At 60.8% G+C, this 20,129-nt stretch carries 19 protein-coding genes; 16 read left to right on the top strand and 3 right to left on the bottom strand.

Translation table 11 applies throughout. The annotated features are described in order from the left end of the window. Positions 1-208: 208 nt before the first annotated feature. A complete protein-coding gene (locus HV773_RS26160) occupies positions 209-937 on the top strand; it encodes an oxygen-binding di-iron domain-containing protein (protein ID WP_175197186.1) in 729 nt (242 codons plus the stop codon). Positions 938-974: 37 nt separating this feature from the next. On the opposite strand, the gene HV773_RS26155 is transcribed toward HV773_RS26160, so the two are convergent. Both HV773_RS26155 and HV773_RS26150 read right to left on the bottom strand, forming a co-directional pair. Next, positions 975-1,397, bottom strand: a complete 423-nt coding sequence (locus tag HV773_RS26155; RefSeq protein ID WP_175197128.1) for a hypothetical protein — start codon at positions 1,395-1,397, stop codon at positions 975-977. Between the two features lie 34 nt (positions 1,398-1,431). After that, positions 1,432-1,608, bottom strand: a complete 177-nt coding sequence (locus HV773_RS26150; RefSeq protein WP_175197127.1) for a hypothetical protein — start codon at positions 1,606-1,608, stop codon at positions 1,432-1,434. A 65-nt stretch (positions 1,609-1,673) separates the two neighbouring features. On the opposite strand from HV773_RS26150, the gene HV773_RS26145 reads away from it, so the two are divergent. From HV773_RS26145 to HV773_RS26090, 12 genes are all read left to right on the top strand, one after another. Then, positions 1,674-2,894, top strand: a complete 1,221-nt coding sequence (locus HV773_RS26145) for an aromatic ring-hydroxylating oxygenase subunit alpha (protein ID WP_175197126.1) — start codon at positions 1,674-1,676, stop codon at positions 2,892-2,894. Between the two features lie 3 nt (positions 2,895-2,897). After that, the gene (locus HV773_RS26140) at positions 2,898-4,346 is read left to right on the top strand and encodes an aldehyde dehydrogenase family protein (RefSeq protein ID WP_175197125.1); all 1,449 of its coding nucleotides are present in this window, start codon (positions 2,898-2,900) and stop codon (positions 4,344-4,346) included. Positions 4,347-4,357: 11 nt separating this feature from the next. After that, complete coding sequence (locus HV773_RS26135) at positions 4,358-5,740, top strand: FAD-dependent oxidoreductase (RefSeq protein WP_175197124.1); 1,383 nt, start codon at positions 4,358-4,360, stop codon at positions 5,738-5,740. 20 nt (positions 5,741-5,760) lie between these two features. Further along, positions 5,761-7,077 carry an NAD(P)/FAD-dependent oxidoreductase gene (locus HV773_RS26130; RefSeq protein WP_175197123.1) on the top strand — a complete coding sequence of 439 codons (1,317 nt, stop codon included), beginning with the start codon at positions 5,761-5,763 and terminating at the stop codon, positions 7,075-7,077. Positions 7,078-7,088: 11 nt separating this feature from the next. After that, positions 7,089-7,484 carry an ethanolamine utilization protein EutQ gene (locus HV773_RS26125; RefSeq protein WP_175197122.1) on the top strand — a complete coding sequence of 132 codons (396 nt, stop codon included), beginning with the start codon at positions 7,089-7,091 and terminating at the stop codon, positions 7,482-7,484. A gap of 162 nt (positions 7,485-7,646) precedes the next feature. Then, positions 7,647-8,543 (top strand): LysR substrate-binding domain-containing protein, encoded by an 897-nt coding sequence (locus tag HV773_RS26120; protein ID WP_175197121.1) that lies wholly within the window; start codon positions 7,647-7,649, stop codon positions 8,541-8,543. A 266-nt stretch (positions 8,544-8,809) separates the two neighbouring features. Further along, positions 8,810-10,204 (top strand): MFS transporter, encoded by a 1,395-nt coding sequence (locus HV773_RS26115; RefSeq protein WP_246282396.1) that lies wholly within the window; start codon positions 8,810-8,812, stop codon positions 10,202-10,204. Positions 10,205-10,405: 201 nt separating this feature from the next. Next, complete coding sequence (locus HV773_RS26110) at positions 10,406-10,789, top strand: CBU_0592 family membrane protein (protein ID WP_175197120.1); 384 nt, start codon at positions 10,406-10,408, stop codon at positions 10,787-10,789. A 437-nt stretch (positions 10,790-11,226) separates the two neighbouring features. Next, entirely contained in the window at positions 11,227-13,917 is a 2,691-nt protein-coding gene (locus HV773_RS26105) for an AAA family ATPase (protein WP_175197119.1), read from the top strand. Positions 13,918-14,026: 109 nt separating this feature from the next. Then, the gene (locus tag HV773_RS26100) at positions 14,027-14,524 is read left to right on the top strand and encodes a hypothetical protein (protein WP_175197118.1); all 498 of its coding nucleotides are present in this window, start codon (positions 14,027-14,029) and stop codon (positions 14,522-14,524) included. A gap of 72 nt (positions 14,525-14,596) precedes the next feature. Beyond that, a complete protein-coding gene (locus tag HV773_RS26095) occupies positions 14,597-14,818 on the top strand; it encodes a hypothetical protein (protein ID WP_175197117.1) in 222 nt (73 codons plus the stop codon). 57 nt (positions 14,819-14,875) lie between these two features. Then, positions 14,876-15,772 (top strand): hypothetical protein, encoded by an 897-nt coding sequence (locus HV773_RS26090; RefSeq protein WP_175197116.1) that lies wholly within the window; start codon positions 14,876-14,878, stop codon positions 15,770-15,772. A 168-nt stretch (positions 15,773-15,940) separates the two neighbouring features. Here HV773_RS26090 and argG read toward each other — a convergent pair whose 3' ends face one another. Then, positions 15,941-17,275, bottom strand: coding sequence for an argininosuccinate synthase (gene argG, locus HV773_RS26085; RefSeq protein ID WP_175197115.1), 1,335 nt, complete (start codon positions 17,273-17,275; stop codon positions 15,941-15,943). Positions 17,276-17,629: 354 nt separating this feature from the next. Between argG and HV773_RS26080 the strand changes: the two genes are divergently transcribed. From HV773_RS26080 to HV773_RS37425, 3 genes are all read left to right on the top strand, one after another. After that, entirely contained in the window at positions 17,630-18,373 is a 744-nt protein-coding gene (locus tag HV773_RS26080; RefSeq protein ID WP_175197184.1) for a type IV toxin-antitoxin system AbiEi family antitoxin domain-containing protein, read from the top strand. Between the two features lie 30 nt (positions 18,374-18,403). Then, positions 18,404-18,694, top strand: a complete 291-nt coding sequence (locus tag HV773_RS37430) for a nucleotidyl transferase AbiEii/AbiGii toxin family protein (protein ID WP_343052381.1) — start codon at positions 18,404-18,406, stop codon at positions 18,692-18,694. A gap of 109 nt (positions 18,695-18,803) precedes the next feature. Beyond that, on the top strand, positions 18,804-19,352 hold the full coding sequence (locus tag HV773_RS37425; protein ID WP_343052380.1) for a nucleotidyl transferase AbiEii/AbiGii toxin family protein: 549 nt from the start codon (positions 18,804-18,806) through the stop codon (positions 19,350-19,352). Positions 19,353-20,129: the final 777 nt, after the last annotated feature.

Raw genomic sequence — 20,129 nt, 5'->3', positions numbered from 1 at the left:
GGTGGACGTGCTTCCGGGGACAATACATCTTTAATCATTCTAAAGATGAAGCCCTTTGCCTGGCGTTACAGTGCATTTGCTCTGACCAATACAGTTGCCTTTCTGGCCGTCATTGGACATTGTCACCGAGCTGGCCGACAATCGCCGAACGTGCCCCGTCGATCCGATGAATCGCGAGCCTGCCCGTTACCCAGATAAGGAGCGCACCATGGCGACCCTATCCCTTTCCAGCGGCACAACCATCGATGAGATTGCGAATCGCATCTATCGCATCTCCACGCCGGTCGAGATCCCTGGTGGTGGATTCTCGTTCAACCAGTATCTGATCGACGACGACGAGCCACTGCTATTTCATACCGGCCTGCGCAAACTGTTTCCGGTCGTGAGAGAAGCTGTCGAGCGGATCATGCCAATAGATCGTTTGCGCTATATCGGTTTCTCGCATTTCGAATCCGACGAATGTGGCGCACTCAATGAGTTTCTCGCCGCCGCTCCGCGTGCGGAGCCCCTATGCGGCCAGGTCGCGGCCATGGTTTCGGTGGGCGATTTTGCCGACCGTCCGCCACGTGCGCTCGATGATGACGAGACGATCTCGCTGGGGCAGCACAGCGTGCGTTGGCTTTATACGCCGCATCTACCCCACTCGTGGGAATGCGGGTTCCTCATGGAAACCACGTCGTCAACGCTGCTCTGTGGCGACTTATTCACTCAAGGCGGTTCGCATCCTCCGCCGCTCATCGAGAGCGACATCCTCGAACCCAGCGAAGCGTTCCGTCAACAGATGGATTACTTCTCGCACACCACAAACGCCCGCGCCATGCTGGAACGCCTCGCAGCATTGCAGCCGACAACGCTCGCCTGCATGCACGGCAGCGCCTGGCGCGGCGATGGCGCGGCCTTGCTGCGCGCGCTCGCCGATCGCGTCGAACGCAATTAGGCGCTAGGGCAAGGGATCGCTTCGGAGCCCTTGCGCCTCACTTCCGCGCGGGCGGTTGCGGATTGTTGGCCGGGTTCGTATCGAACCGGCTCACTGCTTCGATGCCCAGCTTGCCGGCGAGGGCCGAGAGCCGCTCGTGCAGCCAGTCGGCTGTTTCCCTGTCGTAGACCTCGTCCCCTCGAACGTACACAGTGAACGACTTTAGATACTTCGCCTTTTTCTCGGGGTTATCGATCGTATCCTTCGTCCATTGGTACAAGGGATAGCGCTCCTGCCCCTCCCGCTCCGCCTCCTCGACGTACTCGGCGAACGCATCGTACTGACACTTCAACGAGGCGCTGCGCTCACGCAAGACCGCTTCGAGTAAATCGCGCCCTTCATGTTGGGTACGCGCGCGCAACGCCTCGGCCAGTTCGGGCGTAACGGTAATCCGGATCTGGAATTGCCATGTCTCTGCCATGTACGCCTCCTGTGGTAACGAGCAGCATAGCTTCTCAGGTCGGAAACGTAATAGTCGGATGCCCGCCATGAAAGTCATACCAGCGGACCAGCCAGACCGATCCGCCCGTTCGGTGCAACCCGCCCCGCCGGGCGCGTCCATGAGTTTTTCTAATTAATTCACCGCCAAAGAATCGTTTGTTGTCGCCGTTGAGCACTTCGATAATTTTCACCAATCCCGGCCTTCCGAAGGCTCCGGTGAAACAAGTTACGCGAACGTGCCATGGAGACAAACACGATGAACGCCCCCACTGAAATCAAGTACTTCCCCCTCAGCCAGTTGCAAACGGTGCTCAACCCCATCGAGCAGGCCGCCGGCCTCGGTAATGCGTTCTACACGAGCGAGCAATACTTCGAGGTCGAGCGCGACACCGTGCTGAGCCAGGAGTGGGTGTGCGTCGGTTTCGCGGACGATCTCAAGCAGCCGTCCTCCGTGAAGCCCGTCGACTTCATGGGGCTGCCGCTGCTCATCACGCGCAATCGCGAAGGCGTCTTGCAGGTGTTCCATAACGTCTGCAGCCATCGCGGCATGAAGCTGGTGCAGGAAGCCGGGGAAATTCAGGGCGTCATCCGCTGCCCGTACCATTCGTGGACTTACGACCTGAACGGCACGCTCAAGGGCACGCCGCACGTGGGCGGCATCAATCAGCACAAGGACGCGCGCGTGCCGTGCGAAAAACACGGTCTGAAGGCGCTGCGCAGCCATGTCTGGATGGGCATGGTGTTCGTGAATCTCTCGGGAACCGCGCCCGATTTCGCGGAGGTCGTGCGTCCGCTGACCGAACGCTGGTCCAAATTCCTCGGCGACGACGGCAATGCGCTCATGACCGTGCCGAACGAAGGCGGCGCCTGGTCGGTCGAGGTCAAGTGCAACTGGAAGCTCGCAGTCGAGAACTACTGCGAGGCCTATCACCTGCCCTGGGTCCATCCGTCACTGAACTCGTATTCGCGCCTCGAAGATCACTACAACATCGCATTCGCCGATCAATTCGCCGGTCAGGGCAGCTACGCGTATAACCTCGCCGACGTCGAAGGCACGTCCCTGCCGACCTTCCCGTCCTGGCCCGCCGACCGCATGCGCACGGCCGAATACGTCGCGCTGTTCCCGAACGTGCTGCTCGGCATCCAGGCCGACCACGCGTTCGCGATGATGCTGCAACCGCTGGCCGCGAACCGCACGGTCGAGCACCTTCGCCTGCTGTTCGTCGGCAAGGACGCCGCCGACGCGCCGCAATACGAGGCCAGCCGCCAGGCCGTGCTGAATGCGTGGCGCGTGGTGTTTTCGGAAGACATCGGCGCGGTGCAAGGCATGCAGGCGGGCCGCCAGTCGCCGGGTTTCAAGGGAGGCGTGTTCTCTCCGGAGATGGACCAGCCGACGCACTACTTTCATCAGTGGATGGCGCGCCGCGTACTTGCACATGGGCAAGCTCAAAACCCGGACCAGCAACGCGCGGAGTAAGCCATGGAACGCTCGATCGGTCATCACTGGCTCAACTACATCGACGGCGAATGGGTGGACTGCCCGAACCGTCTGGACGTGACCAACCCGGCGAACGGCGAGCCGTTCGCCAGCATCGCGCTCGCCAGCGTCGAAGACGCCCAGCGCGCGCTCGACGCCGCCACGCGCTGCGCCGCCAGCGGCGAGCTCACGCGGCAACGGCCCGCCGAACGCGTACGCTGGCTGCTGCGCATTGCCGACGAAATCCGCGCGGTGACGGAAGAAGGCGCGCGCATGCTTTGCCTCGAAAACGGCAAGCGCCTTAGCGACGCCCGCGACGAATTTGCCGAAGCCGCGCGCTACTTCGAGTACTACGCGGGTCTCGCCGACAAGCTCGAAGGCATCTCGGTGCCGCTCGGCGACGACTACGTCGACTTCACGCGCTACGAGCCGATGGGCGTGTCGGTGCAGATCGTGCCGTGGAATTTCCCGGTTTCGATTTGCGCGCGCTCGCTCGCCCCGGCGCTTGCGGCGGGCAACGCCGTCGTCGTGAAGTCGCCCGAGCTTTCGCCGCTCGGCATGTGCGTACTGTTCGAAGCCATCGCACGGGCCGGTCTGCCGCGCGGCGCGGTGCAATTGTTGTGCGGCCTGGGTCGCGATGTCGGCGCGCATCTCGCCGCCAGCCCGCAGACGAGGCAAATCGTCTTCACGGGGTCGGTCGCGACCGGCCGCTCGATCCTCGCCGCCGCCGCGCAATGGGCCACGCCCAGCGTGATGGAACTCGGCGGCAAATCGGCGGCCATCGTCTTTGCCGACTCGGACCGCGCGCAACTGCTCGCCAGCGTGAAAAGCGGCATCTTCTTCAATTCCGGCCAGGTGTGCTCAGCGATGTCGCGCCTTGTCGTGCACCGCGACATCTATGACGAAGTCGTCGCCGATGTCGCGCAACTCGCACGCGGCCTCACCATCGGCCCGGGCGAGCAGGACCCCGATCACACGCCCCTGATCAGCGGGCAACAGCTCGAACGCGTGGTCGCCCTGTGCGAAGCGGCAATCGCCGAGGGCGCGCAGCCGGTCGCAGGCGGCGCACGCGTCGCCAACCGCACGGGCTTCTATATGCAGCCGACCGTGTTCGCGGGCGTGAATCCCGAGATGGCCATTGCCTGCGAAGAGGTATTCGGCCCGGTACTCAGCGTGATTCCCTTCGACACCGAAGAGCAAGCCGTCGCCATCGCCAACGGCACGCCGTATGGCCTCGTTGCCGGCGTGTTCACGCGCGACGTCAATCGCGCGCTGCGCTTCGCGCGACGCCTGCGAGCGGGTCAGGTGTTCGTCAACGAGTGGTACGCGGGCGGGATCGAAACGCCGTTCGGCGGCGTGGGGCTCTCCGGCTTCGGCCGCGAGAAGGGTCAGGAAGCAATCTACAGCTATGTGCAGACGAAAAACGTCGCGATCCGGGTTGCCGAAGGTTAAGAGGTACGACGATGAAAAAGTGGCTCTGTATCATTTGCGGCCTCATTTACGATGAGGCCGAGGGCTGGCCCAAGGACGGGATCGCCGCCGGCACGCGCTGGGAAGACGTCCCCGACGACTGGAAATGCCCCGATTGCGGCGTAGGCAAAGCGGACTTCGAGATGATCGAGATCCGCGAAGAAGCGGTCGCTGCCGCGCCCGCCGCGCCCACGCCGGCGGCTAAACCTGTGCCCGCACCGGCCGCGCCGCGCCGAGAGGGCCCGATCGTCATCGTCGGCTCGGGGCATGCGGGTTATAGCCTCGCGCAAGCCATCCGGAAACACGACGCGAACGCGGAAATCGTGGTGCTCACCCGCGAATCGGGCGATCTGTATTCCAAGCCCGCGCTGTCGATCGCCACCTCGCAAGACCGCAGCGCCGAGGCGCTCATCAGCGAAACCCCATTCGATATCGAGCGGCGCTTGAAGATCCGCGTCTATCCACGCTGCGAAGTCGAATCGATCGACGCCGAGGCGCGCGCCCTGCACACCCGCTACGGCGCGATGCCCTATTCGAAGCTCGTGCTCGCGCTGGGTGCAAGCCCGATCCGGCTCGATGTCGCGGGCCGCGCCGACGCGCTGCTGAGCGTCAATAACCTCGACGATTACCGCCTCCTGCGCAGCCGTCTCGATGGCGTCTCGCGTGTCGCCATCGTCGGTGACGGCTTGATCGGTTGCGAGTTTGCCAACGATCTCGCCAAGCGTGGTCTGCACGTGAGCGTGATCGGCATCGGCAAATGGCCGCTCGAACGGCTCATGCCACAGGAAGCGGGCAACCATCTGCAAGACGCCCTCGCCGCGCTCGGCGTGCAGTGGCATCTGCAAAACTCGGTGCGGGAAATCACGGGCGCGCCCGGCAACTGGACGCTCGCGCTCGCCGACGGCGCGCGCATCGAAGCCGAAGTGGTGATCTCGGCCGTGGGCCTCGCACCGAACGTCGCGCTGGCAGCGGCATGCGGCGTGGAGGTCGGACGCGGCATCCGCACCGACGCGCAACTGCGCACCAGCTTGCCCGACATTTACGCGCTGGGCGATTGCGTCGAAATCGATGGCCGGCCCGCGCCCTATCTCGCGCCGATCAATCACGGCGTCGATGCGCTCGCGCACACCCTGACCGGCCAGCCGACGGACGTGCTTTATCCGCCGATGCCCGTGCAAGTGAAGACGCCCGCGGCGCCGTTGATGCTGTTGCCGCCTGCCGCGCCGGAAGGCGAATGGCGCATCGACGCCACCGAGGACGGCTTCAGCTGCGGCCACTTCGACAGCCACGGCAAGATGCGCGGCTTCGCGCTGATCGGCCAGCGCGCGCAAGCTTTGCGCGGCCGCTGGGTGGAACAGTGCCAGCAGGCTAACTGACTGACTACAGAACGCACACCATGAATCTGCCCCATGACGACAAAACCTGTGGCTGGTACGCCGCCTTGCCGCCGCCACAACCCGCGCGACGCCTGAGCGGTAGCCAGCGCGCCGATTACGCCGTGATCGGCGCCGGCTTCGCCGGACTCGCAGCCGCGCGACGCCTGGCCGAACACGAACCCGACGCGCGCATCGTGCTGGTGGATGCCCAGCGCGTCGGCGAAGGCGCCTCGGGCCGCAACTCGGGTTTCGTGATCGACCTGCCGCACAAATTCGCGCTCGAAAATCCCGATGCACAATTCAAGCAGCGCCTGCTGCGCCTGAACCGCACGGCCATCGCGCAACTGCAATCGCTCGTCGACGAACATGGCATCGCGTGCCAGTGGTCGCACGCCGGCAAGTACCAGGGCGCGGTCGGCGAACGCGGTCTCGCCTATCTCGCGCACTTCGAAAAGCTGATGGCCGCGCTCGGCGAACCGTTCCATGCAGTCGAAGGCCGCGAACTGGCGAAGGTGCTCGGCACCACGCACTACAGCCGCGCGGTGTTCACGTCCGGCTGCTATCTGATGCAGCCCGCCGCACTGGTGCGCGGCCTCGCGCGTTCGCTGCCCGAGAACGTCGAACTGCTCGAAAACTCCGCGATCCAGCGCGTGGAGCGCGATGGCCTCGGCGGCTACGTGCTGCATGGCGCCGATGGCCAGATCCACACGCCGCGCCTGCTGCTGGGCACAAGCATCTTCACGCGCGAATTCGGCTATCTGCACAATCGCCTGCTGCCAGTGATGACGTTCGCAAGCTGGACCGCGCCGCTGAATGCCGCGCAATGCAAGCGCTATAGCGGCACGTTCGACTGGGGCTTGACGCCCGCCGACCACGCGGGCACCACCGTGCGCATGACCCAGGATCGCCGCATCATCATCCGCAACACCTATAAGCATGTGCCGAAGTACGGCCGCAGCGTCGACGACAGCACGCGCGAAAGCATCCGTGCGGAACACCGCAAGGCGTTCCTCGCGCGCTTCCCCGATCTCGCCGATGTGCCCTTCACGCACACCTGGGGCGGCGTCTACGCAATCTCGCGCAATTTCACCAACTTCTTCGGCCAACTGGAAGACGGCGTATTCGCCTCTGCATGCGACAACGGCGTTGGCGCGGCATGGGGAACGATCTCCGGCACGCTGCTTGCCGATCGGGCGGTAGGCGCAACGTCCTCGCTGCTCGACGATATTCATGCGGTCACGGGCATGCCCTCGCTCAATCCGCCCGAGCCATTCCTGGGCATTGGCGTGCGCACGCGAATTCGCCTCGCGGCCTGGAACAGCCGGGCGGAAGTATGAGCGAAACACGCATGAAAGCAGCCACGGGCGTGCAGCTCGTCGATCACGCGGAGCTGGGCTTTGTCGTGCGCGGCGGGCCGCCTGGCGCCGCCTACGTCGCGCGGGCGCTGAGCGACGAGATTTCGCCGAACCTGGGCGTGGGCTTCGCGCGCTGGGAGGGTGCGCAAGTGAGTTGGACGACGCTCTACGAAGAGGTGATCTTCACGATCGAGGGCTGCCTGGAAGTCACGGCGAATGGCGTGGCGCACCAGATTAAACCGGGACAGGTATTGTGGATCCCGAAGTGCACGGCGCTGGTCTATTCGGGATTCGCGCTATTCGGCTATGTCGTCTATCCCGGCGACTGGAAAAAGCGCTGCGACGAGGCATGCCCAGACGACCCCGCCGACTGCCTCCAGCCCCGCTAGGCGCGGTAAAAGCACGGGCGTTGGCCGCCCGGACGTGGCTTGACGCTGTATGGCGTTAAGGCACAATTTCAGGTCTGAAGACACGCTCGCGCAGCGCCGTCCAGACCTGAAATCGCGTTCGATCGCATATATATAAAGAAGTCCCCGGAGACACGCCTTCCCATGAGGATCCAGCCACTGCCACCGTTCAAGGCGCTGGTCGCATTCGAAGCGACTGCACGCCTTGGCAGCTTCACACGCGCCGCCGACGAGCTCAGTGTTACGCAAGGCGCGATCAGCCGGCAGATTGGCCTGCTTGAAGATCTCCTTGGCGCTCATCTGCTCGATCGTACGACGCGTTCGGTGCGCCTCACGCCCACCGGCGAACAATATTTCCAGTCGTGCAGGGAAGCCCTGCTCTCGCTCGCGGACGCCACGCAACTCATCAAACGCTGGCACGGCGATCAACAGGTGACGGTTGCGACCAGCACCGCGCTTGCGTCGCTGTGGCTGCTGCCGCGGATTCCCGAATTCAACGAAAGCCACGAAGGCATCGACCTGCGCATCGTCGCCTACGATCACGTCAAGGACTACCGCAAACTCGAATGCGATCTGGCGGTGTACTACTGCAAAAGCCCGCCCGAACACATCAAATACACGCCCATCTGCAACGAAGAAATCTTCCCGGTATGCAGTCCAGCCTACCTCGCACGCCACGGCGCCCTGCATCGGCCCGAGGACCTCGCGTCGTGCACCTGGCTATGGCTGGACGATTCCGAACGCGACTGGGTGACATGGAGCGAGTGGTTCCGGCGCAGCGGCCTCACGCCGGTCACGCCGCGCAACAAGATCAACCTCAATAACTATTCGATGGTCATCCAGGCCGCACTGAGCGGCCAGGGCGTGGCGCTGGGCTGGCGCAATCTCATCGATCCGTATCTGAAAGACGGCACGCTCGTGCGCCCTATTACCGAAACGCTGCAGACCGAAGGGCAATTTCTCGTGCTCGAACCGACCGGCCCGCACGAACGTCGCAAGAGCGTCGCGAGCTTCCGCGACTGGCTGCTTTCGCTGCGCTAAACGATTACAAAAGCGCGTAACGCAGGCTGGTTTTCATCGAGCGTCTACGCTGCACGCCGGCTGTACGGGCGTGCTTCGTCACGTCTGGACAACGCCTCTTTCTATGACAAAAATTGATGAATGCACGCACGAAATATCGTTTGTCCAGGCGCGCTGACTTCAACACACTGCTCATGGCGTTCACGCGGAACAAGGCCAGCAAAGCCGGTTAGCAAAAACCAACGCGGACCCACCTGACTTCCCACAAAACATCAGGAGACAGCATCGTGCCGAAAAGCATTCCTCATACCGCCACCCTCTCAGGCAATAGTCCACCCGCGCTCTCCGGCAAGCATCGCCGGTTCATCACGCGGCTCACCGCCCTGATCGGGGGCGGCATGTTCATCGACGGCTTCATCCTCGGCTGCATCGGCATCGTCATGCCGGCGATTACCGCCGACCTGCATCTCTCGCTCGCGTGGCAAGGGCTGATCGGCGCGTCGGCGTTGATCGGCATCTTTATCGGCGGACCGCTGGGCGGCTGGCTCGCCGACCGCGTCGGCCGCAAGCCGATGTTCACGATCGACCTCGCGATCTTCCTGGTCGGCTCCGTTGCGCAGTTCTTCGTCAACGAGCCGTGGCAACTCTTCGTCGTGCGCATCCTGATGGGCATCGCGATCGGCGCCGACTATTCGATCGGCTGGCCGCTGCTCGCGGAATTCGCACCGGCGCGCCTGCGCGGCAAACTGCTCGCCCTGCTCGAACTCGCGTGGTACGTGGGCTATCTCGTGTCGTATGCGCTCGGCTGGATGTTGACCGAATCGAACGCAGCGGGATGGCACGTCATCCTGGGCCTGAGCACGATTCCCACCGTCATTGTCTTCCTGATGCGCCTGGGCACGCCCGAATCGCCGCGCTGGCTCATGAGCCGTGGCCGCCGCGAAGAAGCCAAAGCGCTCGCCGCCGAACACATGGGACACGAGGAACAGCTCGATCTGCATGCGCAGGCCACGGTGAAGGCGCAAGGATTCGGACGCCTGTTTTCCGCCGACTACATCAAGACAACGATGTTCGTGTCGATCTTCTGGGTGTGCAACGTGACGCCCTATTTCGCCATCGGCGCATTCGCTCCGGTCGTGCTGCAAAAGCTCGGGCTCAAGGAAGGCCTCACGGGCGGTCTGGTGCTCAACAGCGTGGCCGTGCTCGGCACCTTGATCGCGGTCGTGCTGATCGAGCGCGTGGGGCGTCGCAAGCTCGGCGTGCCGCCGTTCTTCATCTCCGCAGTGGCGCTCATGTGCGTGGCCCTGTTCGCGCATGCTTCGTCGACACTAATCCTCGTGTGCTTCTTCACGTTCTCGCTATTCAATGCAATCTCGACGACGCTGTGCGGCGTGTATCCGGGCGAAGTGTTTCCCACGGAGATTCGCGGCATCGGCGTGGGCTTCGCAACGGCGTTTTCGCGCATCGGCGCAGCGGCCGGCACCTTCTTGCTGCCGCTCATCATCGGCTCGTACGGCGTGGGCACGGCGATGCTGATCGCCGCGGGCATCAGCCTCTTCGGTGGTCTCGTTTCGTATGCGCTGGCGCCGGAAACGCGCGGCAAGCTGCTTAGCGAAGCCTCCGCACCCGCTCGCAAAACGGCTCCGCTCGCCACGCCCGGCGATCTGAAATCGGCGCGATAAGCGCATATTCGTGGCGGCGAGGCATCGGCATCGCCGCCATTTTTAAACCTTCAATCTATAAGGATGACGAATCGATGAGTCTGTCGTCCCTGCAACAAGCCGCCCAGCGCAAGATCGGCCCCGCCCTGGCGCACGACGAAGCCTCGTTTCTGGGCTGATGAACGGCTTGGATACCAAGATCAACCGCTATTCAACACGATAATGAACACCGCTGACTTGATCGGCATTTTCGGCGTCATCTGTTATCAGATCGCCTACGCAGGCTTGCAACTCGGTTTTCTGCAACGCGAGGATCGCCGCTACCTGGTCCTCAACTTGTTCGGACCTTGTTGTCTGCTTTATTCACTGCTATTTCACTTCAATCTGGCGGCTGCGGTGAGTCAGGTGCTTTGGCTCGTATGGAGCGGACTCGGGATCAGGAAGATCATGCTGGCGCAGCGAGGCGCGTCCGTAGCAACAATCGGCAATGCTTGTGCCGCCACGGGGATCGCTACGCCCATTGCCCGTGTGGACATGCCGATGACGCAGGTGTCGGTTCCCGCGCAGGAGACACGCGAGTTTGGCAGTGCCGAGGATCGCAAATAGCCAGCCTGCCATAGCTTGAAGAGATCCACCGAATCTGGCCGAATACATCATACGTTTTATGCTCGCTCCTCGATGGCGCACAAGTTCTGTGCGGTATTACACATAAAATTGTTTTTTATGCTCGTTAGCTATAGCGAAAACGATCATTGGTCAAATGCATTGCCACAAATAATATTTTTCGATAAAGCCCTACCAGTCGTTCCGCGGGATCGAACTCCATCGCCGATTTAAGGCGCCTGCCCCACTGATCTCACGTTGAACCCACCGCGTCTGGCCGACGACATTCATGTTTGCCCGCATGCACTGCCCGTGGCGCCACGCGCAATGGTCTCCACGATCGATCGCAGAGCAACCACCTTCAACGGGCTGAACTGGCCCGTTCGCTCGGTCTACGCAGGCGCATTACGAAGGCGCTTCACGCGCCGAAGGAGAGCGTCATGCCCAAGCCGACAGTGTCGTGGCCAAGCGCCACGGGTGCGGTGAACGACGCACAGCGGCACGAGCCGCGCGTCGAACCACCACACGATCTCGAAGCCCATATGGATGATCTGCGGCAACTCGACAAGATCAGGAAAGACAGCGCGGACATGCGCAACCAAGGGCACAAGGCGCTGACCGGTCTGAAGCCGACCGACGACCAGCGCTATGAACTCTGGAAATACGCGCGAGTGCGTTTGCAATATGCGCGGGACCGCGATGACGCGATGAGTAGCGTTGCCGAGATCGAATCGTATGCCGACAAAGTGTCGATCGACGAACTGAGGGAGCAGGTCGCGCCCGTGCTGGCTGCTTCGGAAGCCATGCGCATGTGCATTGCGACCGGCCATTTTGCGACCCACAAAGCGACCATGTCCGCGTGGTATTGGGTAGTACGCGAAATTTTCACGGCTGCGGAGCCGGACTGGTGCATCGGCGGAGCGCGTGGCGGCGAGGGAGGCTGGGTGACCGCGTACCTCACATGCCAATGCGTGCGTGCGCTCTGCGATCTCGCGAAGGTGCTCGAGCAAACGGCTAATCTCGTTGAGTATCTGGACCGCACCAACGCCTATCTTGTCACGCTGGCCAATCCGGGCATCCCGGAGGCATGGAAGGAAGTCGACGAAACCAGGCTGCGGCGGGAACTCGAAACGGAATTGTCGCTGGCCGAGCACAAGGTCGTATTCAACATCACCCCGTTGATCGGCAAAAGTTCGAGTTTCGACGTGCTGACCAAGGACTTTCATGACATCGCCAAGACTGGCCTTCAGGTGCTGGCCAATAATCTGGACATTGTCTCAAGGGAACTCCCTACCCATGAGCCCGCACCGGGTGACTGGCCGTCAAAGACCGGCCATGCGTATGCGCTGACGGCGATCGCGCGCGGGTTTGAATTGACTCAACGCGCGCAGGAAAATGTCGCTGGCCCGGACTGGATGAAGGAAATCGCGAAGTTGTTCCGTGAGGCGGCGGGGAACGTGCGGCACAGCATGGGTGCGAGCAAGCGGTATTTGTCTTCCGTGATCGATACGCAACTTGCTGCCGCCAACCATACCGACACACGAACGTGGGAACCCGGCGAGGTCGCCTACGCCGCGCCCGCGTATGCGCTCACACTCGGCGAGAAACCCGCGTCGAGCGAGCTCGCACGCCTGAAGCTGGCAGCCCAGCTGATCTGCACCGACCTGTCCGCCGACGGCACGCTCACCGGCCTCATTCCTTTCCACGAGCACGACAATTGCATGTACACCGTGCATACAGAGGAACAGCTGGGCGCCGTAGCGGAACTCATTCGCGTGGCCCAATGGCCCATTAACCGGCAACGCGCGAGTCATATTTTCCACTTCTTCAAGCGCCAGTGCGCACGGAGCGAAGACGGTTCCATCAAAGGCTGGTACAAGGAGTTCGATCACCGGCGCACGAAAGCCGATGCCGAAACCAGTGTCGATACGGTGGAGAGCCTCGCCTCGTTCAATCGCATGCTCGATGAAGGCATGAACGAGATGATCCTCGACCACTTCGCCGTGCACCCCCAGACGGCGAAAGACTTGAAACTTGGACAGCTCTTTTACCCGGATTATGGATTCGCCCAGAAGGGGGGGTGTGACCTCAAATTTGGCGATCGTAAAATCGGCCGCGAGTCGCTGGCCGTGACGATGCAGAAGATGCGCGCACACGTGATGCGAGTCGGCGGCGACGTGCGCACGTCGCTCGTTCTGCACGGTCCCGGCGGCACCGGTAAAACGATGCTGATCGAAGCGCTTGCGCACACCTGCGATTTGCCATTGGTCGAAGTGACGCCGAGCGATTTGGCCAAGAGCGGTGAAGCCAATGTCGAAGGCCGTGCGCGTGCAGTGTTCGATGCCCTCGCGATGCTCTCGCGCGTCGTGATTCTGTTTGACGAGTTCGATCCGATTCTCAAGCGTCGCGACGAATCGGGAGAAAAGGAAACTAACTTCTATACGTTCGTGACGCCAGGCATGCTTCCCAAGCTCAAGGCGTTACAGGAGAGTGCGAAGGAGCGCAGTTTCGCGTACGCGCTCATCACCAATCTGGTCGGCACGCTCGACTTGCCGGCTGTCCGCAAAGGGCGATTCGATGAAGTCATCGGGGTGTTTCCACCCGACCCGCTTTCACGGGCGGGCCACTTTGCGCGCGTAGCCGGCGCACTCGCCCATGCGCGCGATTGGGACAACAAGAGCTTCACGCCCGAACACTTGATGGACGTTGTTGCGAAGACCGGCTCAATTGGCATGACGGCAGTCAATGCGGAAAATATGTTTCGCGCGAACGCTTCCGGCGGGATGAAGAACGGTGCCGTTGGCTATATCTACGATCCCAAGCAAAAAAAGTGGAAAGCCGACTTCCTGGCTGAAGACGAATTCAAGGGTATTCGGGGCGTGGGCCGCTTTGCGGAAATCGAGTGCCTGCAATGGGGCATGTTGACAGAGTGGGACAAACAGGCCGCCAATCTTCTCAAATCCAAGGGGTGGCGCAACAAGAAAGCGCGCAAGGAATTGTGGGAAGAATTGCTGCGATGGCCCGCCAAAACACAAGGAAAGGCCGCGCTCGACAAGATTTACCGCAAGATGGAAAAGGCACGGGAGAGAGCGAAGCGGCGCGCGAGGCGGTGCGCGAGGCACCCTGAATGACATAAGGAAAGCCCCGTTGCGAGATCACACCCTATAAACTTTTTATTTACAAAATAAAACTCTTATGACATGATGCGCCGGTGATATCCGAGGCATCAAAAAAGAGGGCATGATGCATAAGAGTTTTAATGTCGATGAAATCCGTGCGCTTGCCGACGAAAGCGAAATCAATCGGCAGTTCTTCGACCGTCTTGCTAATCGGTCCAAGAACTCGCGCGTGACGACGGTAGATCATGTCGTGCGTTTTACGAGGGGAAGCCGCCGCGAAGTGGTTGATCTCTTCAGGGCGATGACGGAGCTCGGACTAGGTGAATTCGTGCTGGGCCGCAAGGGCGCGCCGTCCCGTTTCGAATGGCAGGCCCGCCTGACTGAAGTCGGTCAGGCGGCAATCGGCGAAGCGGACGAAGTCGAGCTAGTTGAGGCGGATGAGCTGGAGGACGACGCCGACGCTGACGAGCTGGATATGGCGGAAGTCGAGATGCTCCCCCACTTCTATGTTTTACGTCCCGGCCTGTCGCCTGTCCATTTTTCATTGCCCAGCGACCTGACTCAGCAAGAGGCAGAGCGACTCGCGACTTTCATCAGGACGCTGCCGTTCGGCAGCTAAGGCAGCTAGACATTACTGCTTTCCGTGCAGCGCATATTGATAATCAAGACATTCAAAAAATTACCCCAAAAAATGGCTACGCATACCGTTAAATTCAACCTCCCGGAACGCGAACTCGGCAAAGCCGACATCACTTTTCAGGTGAGAAAAGACTCCGATAAATTCGGCGAATTGAAAATTTCGAATGGATCCGCGGTCTGGTTCCCGAAGAATGGCAAGCAGGGATATCGAATGAGCTGGTCCAAGCTTGAAGAGCTCTTTCTCGGCCACGGGAATAAAGTAGAAAAGCGATAATTGCTGGCCTCCACATCGAAGGGTCCGTATATGGCGCGCCGACCGGAACAGAGCACATTGCCCGCAACCACGCACGATCAGACGGTACGTTTCTATTTCGACGTCGCGATCTCATGTCTGATTCCGGAATATCCGCACAGACGACGCGGCAAATCCAGCGACGCGGCTTGGGAAGCGCGATACATGGAAGGCGTTCAAGAGGATGTGAGCGCGGCGATTGATATGGAAGGGCTTTCGATCGCCCATCGAAAACACGAAGTCGTCGATGCTGCGTACCGGCTGCACACAGCTCACTTCACCGTATCGGTCACACAGAAATTCACTGCCGCAGAGTGCTTTATTCCGCGAGAAGGGTACGTCGGGTTCAGCATCAAGCCGAAGCAATTCCTGAAAGCCAAGGCAGCCCTGGAAGCAAAAATACGTAACGCGCTCAAGGAGAAATGGATTGTCCATACCGTCTCCTACGACTATGCCGCCTCCTGGATATTCGTGTACGAAGTCAAAATTGCCGGAACCGTCGAATTGAGGCGCATCTTTTCTCAAGAAGAGATCGACGATGCTGACGGTAGCGTGCGTCAGGCTATTGAGAATTTCAACTATGAAGTCGTATCCAACCTGGAATATCCGGGGTTTACCGTCATACCCCAAATATCCATGCGCAGACCGAAGGACAATATATATAAATTCGATGTTTATCGGACAGAGTATTGCGGGGTTACCGAGGATGCCGTATCCGGCGACATTGCTCGCTTGAAAAAAGAAAATAATACTAGCAGCGTTCACTATCTGGAATTGAAGAGCGCCCGAGATAGTTTTGGCGGACATGTCGAAGACGCTGAAATGCTACTTGAACTCCAGGATTTGCCAGAAGGCACGCAGCTTGTCCGAGCCGCGCTCGATCTCGTGGACTACGACGAGGATATCTATGATTGTGGGAATGATTTGGTGTATTAGAGGCGCAGCGGGCCGCCGTGCAGACTACTAAGCTGCCCTGCTCCCCTACATCCCGCCAAGCACCCAAAAAAATCCCCGCGCCCCAAGCCATTCATATCGAACGACCGGTAACGCGGGGTTTTACAGCATGTGGAAGCAGCGGCCCAAACAAAAGGCCGCCCCACCACCTTACTTCTTCTCGTCCTTGATCTGCGGCAGCGCCGAAGCTTCACCCGGCGTGAGCAGACCCACTTGCGCGTAGACGCGCAGCTTGTCGCGCGTATCGGTAATGTCGAGATTGCGCATCGTCAGCTGACCGATACGATCGCGCGGCGAGAACGTCGAAGCCACCTTCTCCATCGACAGACGTTCCGGCTGATACGTGAGGTTCGGCGACTTCGTGCTCAGGATCGAGTAGTCGTTGCCACGGCGCAATTCGAGCGTCACTTCACCCGTGATCGCGCGCGCGACCCAGCGCTGGGCGGTTTCGCGCAGCATGATCGCCTGCGGATCGAACCAGCGGCCCTGGTACAGCAGGCGGCCAAGACGGCGGCCGTTCTCGCGGTACTGCTCGATGGTGTCTTCGTTGTGGATGCCGGTAACGAGACGCTCATAGGCGATGTGCAAGAGCGCCATCCCCGGGGCCTCGTAAATGCCACGGCTCTTCGCCTCGATGATGCGGTTCTCGATCTGGTCGCTCATGCCCAGACCGTGACGGCCGCCGATGCGGTTCGCTTCGAGCAGCAGCTCGACCGCGTTCGGGAAGGTCTTGCCGTTCAGCGCAACCGGCTGGCCTTCTTCGAAACGAATCGTGACTTCCTCGCGGTCGACCTTGACATCGTCGCGCCAGAACGCCACGCCCATGATCGGGTTCACGATCTTGATGCCCGACTCGAGGCTCTCCAGATCCTTGGCTTCGTGCGTTGCGCCCAGCAGGTTCGAGTCCGTCGAGTAGGCCTTTTCGGCCGACATCTTGTACGCGAAACCCGACTGCTGCATGAACTCCGACATTTCCGCGCGGCCGCCGAGTTCGTCGATGAACAGCTGGTCGAGCCACGGCTTGTAGATCTTCAGATCCGGATTGACGAGCAGGCCGTAGCGGTAGAAGCGCTCGATGTCGTTGCCCTTGTAGGTCGAGCCGTCGCCCCAGATGTTGACGCCGTCTTCCTTCATGGCGGAGACGAGCATCGTGCCCGTCACGGCGCGCCCGAGCGGCGTGGTATTGAAGTAGGTGACGCCGCCCGTCGAGACGTGGAACGCGCTGCTTTGCAGCGCAGCGATGCCTTCGGCCACGAGCTGCGCGCGGCAGTCGATCAGGCGGGCGCCTTCGGCGCCGTACTCCGTCGCGCGGCGCGGGATCGAGTCGTAGTCGTCTTCGTCGGGCTGGCCGAGGTTGGCGGTATAGGCGTACGGCACCGCGCCCTTCTTGCGCATCCAGTGCAGTGCGGCGCTGGTGTCGAGGCCACCCGAGAACGCAATACCTACTTTTTGACCAACCGGAACATTTTCAAGAATCGTACTCATCGACAAAACCCGTTGAATGAAGGACATAGACCAGGCGCATAGTTTATCCGATGCGGGAGGGCTGGACCTTGCTCCGGCAGAAATCGTGTCGGGCCGCGACTTCTGAAACACAGCAAGAACATGGGTGACGGGGTGAGGCGAGCCCATCGCATTACCGCATATATTTTTATCATAAAGTACAAATTTTTCCGGAGAAAAATAGAATAAATCATGTACTCGCCGCCTGGATCGAATACACTGATGATGCATTCCTGCCGCCAACGTCAGAGGTCGACGCCGGGATTTTTCATGATTTATTTACATTAACTACTGATTTTTTTGTGTTGCCACAAAAAAATCATGCCCCGCGACAGCATGGCCAGCAAATCACTCCAACGGCTCATGGAAAGCGTCCCCCGCGGACAGCCGCTTGATCCCCAGATGCTCCGCGACTGCGGCGTAAGTGCTCAGCAGACCACCTACCTGGTGAGCGCCGGTTGGCTGCAACGCCTTTCAAAAGGGGCATACCTCCTCGCAGGCGACACGCCTACGCACGACGGCGTACTCGCGTACCTCGGCCGGCACGTCACGGGCATGCATGTCGGCGGCAGAACGGCACTCGATTGGCAGGGCGTGCGCCACAACGTGAGCTTTCGCGAACGTGTCGTGCTCTGGGCCATGCGTCCTTATGTGATGCCGGACTGGATCAACGAACATCTGCCCCACACGCTGCAGACGACCCGCCTGTTCGATGAAAATCTGCCGGAAGGCTTTGCGATCTCCGCGCTCCCCAACCGGGACCCCTCAATCCTCGTCGCCGAGCCCGAGCGCGCCCTGCTTGAGCTCGCAAGCGATGTCGGCAAGCGCCTCGCGAAAGGACAGTCTCTCGAAGAGGCGATCAATATCGCGTCCTCATTGCGCAACCTGCGTCCGAAGGTACTCGATACGCTGCTCTCTCATTGCACACGGGTGAAGGTCGTCAAGCTGGTGCGTGATCTTGGAGAGTCCAGCGGCTTTGCCTGGGGCAAGGATCTGCAACGCCATGTCGATAGGCTCGGCCCCGGAAAGCGCTGGACCAGCAGCCGCAAAGGCACGCCTCCATTGAACCTGAAGGCATAACGCGTCCATTTTCCAGGCAGCCGCAACCCGATGAACGACCCGTACCTCAACACCGCGCGCCTTATGCTGGCAATCGCGCCAGATGTTTTCGACACGCCGCATTTCGCCATGAAAGGCGGAACAGCGATCAATATGTTCGTGCAAGACCTGCCGCGTCTGTCTGTCGACATTGACGTCGTCATGCGCTCACATGTGCCGGACCGGAGTGAAGCACTGGAGATCATCAACACCGAGCTGGCACGCGCAAAACAGGCGTTTGAGCAGCAGGGCTATCACGTGGCAATCGCTGGCGCGAGCGGCAGAAACAGGGCGATGACGTGAAACTGACGGTTGCTTCCGCCGATGCCCAGGTCAAGGTGGAAGTGAACTATGTCTTCCGGGGCACCCTGTGCCAACCGTCGTGCGCCCTGTCGTCCCGCGTGCGCAGAATATGTTCCGCGTCGACTTCGAGGTGCCAACGCTCGCCGACGCTGAGTTGCACGGTAGCAAGCTTGTAGCGGTGTTGGACCGCCAGCACCCGCGCGACATCTTCGATGTGCGGCACATGTACGAGACGTATGGCCTGCGCGACGATTGCGTTACCGCGTTCGTCGGCTATCTCGCTGGCCACAACCGCCCGGTGCACGAAGTTCTGTTTGCAAAGCCACATTCGCTTGCGCATGAATACGAGGCGGGTTTCGTGGGGATGACCGTCGACGCGCTCAGCCTTGCTCAGCTCGAGGAAGTCCAGATGCAGCTTCATCACGATCTGCCACGCGCGCTGCCCCCGAATCACCGTGAATTTCTTTTATCCCTCGTCAGACTGGACACGGACTGGGCACTGACGCCCTACGACCATCTGCGCGACATGCCCGCGATACGCTGGAAGATCGAAAACCTGCGCAAACTTCGCTCGCGCGACAAGCAGCGCTTTGCCGATCAGGAAGCGCTGTTGCGAGAATCGTTTTCAGCACTTGATCGCGGGAATAACCGCGGATAGGAGATCGCGTGCGCGTTCGTTCCGCCGAGTAAAGCGCGAACTGGCCAAGAGGCGACCTTCGTTCGCTGCGTGGCCATGACATTCTGGCGACCGCTCCACTTTGCAAGCGGTCATTCGAATGCCGAGAGCCAGCGTCGCGTCATCGGCCATTTGCCGACAATCAGGTGTCGCCGTTCGTGAGGCGGCTTCAGAGCGCTTTACTGCCATCCGGGCCTCCGCGACCCGGGGGCAGGTTTCACCCGTGCGAACGCGTGCTTTCGACCCCCAGCGCGCGCTCGATCATCGGAGACGAACGTCCAAGTCACCCGCACAAGCGGTCACAGTCCATTTAGAAGGCACGAAAAGCGTGCAGGTCGGCGGGTTGGCGATGATGATCATGTAGCCGGTCGCCTCGCCGCGGATGTGCGGCAAGGCACTGTCTGGTACCCGAAAAACGATGATCCTTGTCTGGACGCGCGCTATACAAGATGCACCGAATTCGACGAATTCGGTGCAGGAGCGGTCGTCTTTCTTTCAAGGAGCGCGGCAACCATGAGCTCAATCGTCATTGCCAAGTTTTGGCCAGTCATTATCGGCCTGGGCGGAATTTCTGGCGTCTTCCTGCTAGGCTGGGTCAGAACGAAGCACCCGGGCAAAAGGCCGTAGACGCAGAAGCGACCGGTAAGCGGGTAATACCCCCGTCCAGTAAGCGGGATCAGAAGTAGAATTTCCAGCAAAGGGAGTTCTACGCAATGAAGAAGTCGAAGTTCACGGATAGCCAGATCATGGAGGCGCTCA

It is taken from the genome of Paraburkholderia caffeinitolerans (assembly GCF_902859945.1).
Taxonomy (GTDB): Bacteria; Pseudomonadota; Gammaproteobacteria; order Burkholderiales; family Burkholderiaceae; genus Paraburkholderia; species Paraburkholderia caffeinitolerans.
This window is presented reverse-complemented; position numbering and strand designations above follow the sequence as displayed.

What these genes read in the sequence shown, in the direction of transcription:
- HV773_RS26095 (WP_175197117.1), top strand. Translation starts at nt 14,597, where the DNA reads ATGGCTACGCATACCGTTAAATTCAACCTCCCGGAACGCGAACTCGGC.
- HV773_RS26100 (WP_175197118.1), top strand. Translation starts at nt 14,027, where the DNA reads ATGATGCATAAGAGTTTTAATGTCGATGAAATCCGTGCGCTTGCCGAC.
- HV773_RS26105 (WP_175197119.1), top strand. Translation starts at nt 11,227, where the DNA reads ATGCCCAAGCCGACAGTGTCGTGGCCAAGCGCCACGGGTGCGGTGAAC.
- HV773_RS26120 (WP_175197121.1), top strand. Translation starts at nt 7,647, where the DNA reads ATGAGGATCCAGCCACTGCCACCGTTCAAGGCGCTGGTCGCATTCGAA.
- HV773_RS26080 (WP_175197184.1), top strand. Translation starts at nt 17,630, where the DNA reads ATGGCCAGCAAATCACTCCAACGGCTCATGGAAAGCGTCCCCCGCGGA.
- HV773_RS26130 (WP_175197123.1), top strand. Translation starts at nt 5,761, where the DNA reads ATGAATCTGCCCCATGACGACAAAACCTGTGGCTGGTACGCCGCCTTG.
- HV773_RS26135 (WP_175197124.1), top strand. Translation starts at nt 4,358, where the DNA reads ATGAAAAAGTGGCTCTGTATCATTTGCGGCCTCATTTACGATGAGGCC.
- HV773_RS26110 (WP_175197120.1), top strand. Translation starts at nt 10,406, where the DNA reads ATGAACACCGCTGACTTGATCGGCATTTTCGGCGTCATCTGTTATCAG.
- HV773_RS26155 (WP_175197128.1), bottom strand. Translation starts at nt 1,397, where the DNA reads ATGGCAGAGACATGGCAATTCCAGATCCGGATTACCGTTACGCCCGAA.
- HV773_RS26160 (WP_175197186.1), top strand. Translation starts at nt 209, where the DNA reads ATGGCGACCCTATCCCTTTCCAGCGGCACAACCATCGATGAGATTGCG.
- HV773_RS37425 (WP_343052380.1), top strand. Translation starts at nt 18,804, where the DNA reads ATGTTCCGCGTCGACTTCGAGGTGCCAACGCTCGCCGACGCTGAGTTG.
- HV773_RS26125 (WP_175197122.1), top strand. Translation starts at nt 7,089, where the DNA reads ATGAAAGCAGCCACGGGCGTGCAGCTCGTCGATCACGCGGAGCTGGGC.
- HV773_RS37430 (WP_343052381.1), top strand. Translation starts at nt 18,404, where the DNA reads ATGAACGACCCGTACCTCAACACCGCGCGCCTTATGCTGGCAATCGCG.
- HV773_RS26140 (WP_175197125.1), top strand. Translation starts at nt 2,898, where the DNA reads ATGGAACGCTCGATCGGTCATCACTGGCTCAACTACATCGACGGCGAA.
- HV773_RS26145 (WP_175197126.1), top strand. Translation starts at nt 1,674, where the DNA reads ATGAACGCCCCCACTGAAATCAAGTACTTCCCCCTCAGCCAGTTGCAA.
- argG (WP_175197115.1), bottom strand. Translation starts at nt 17,275, where the DNA reads ATGAGTACGATTCTTGAAAATGTTCCGGTTGGTCAAAAAGTAGGTATT.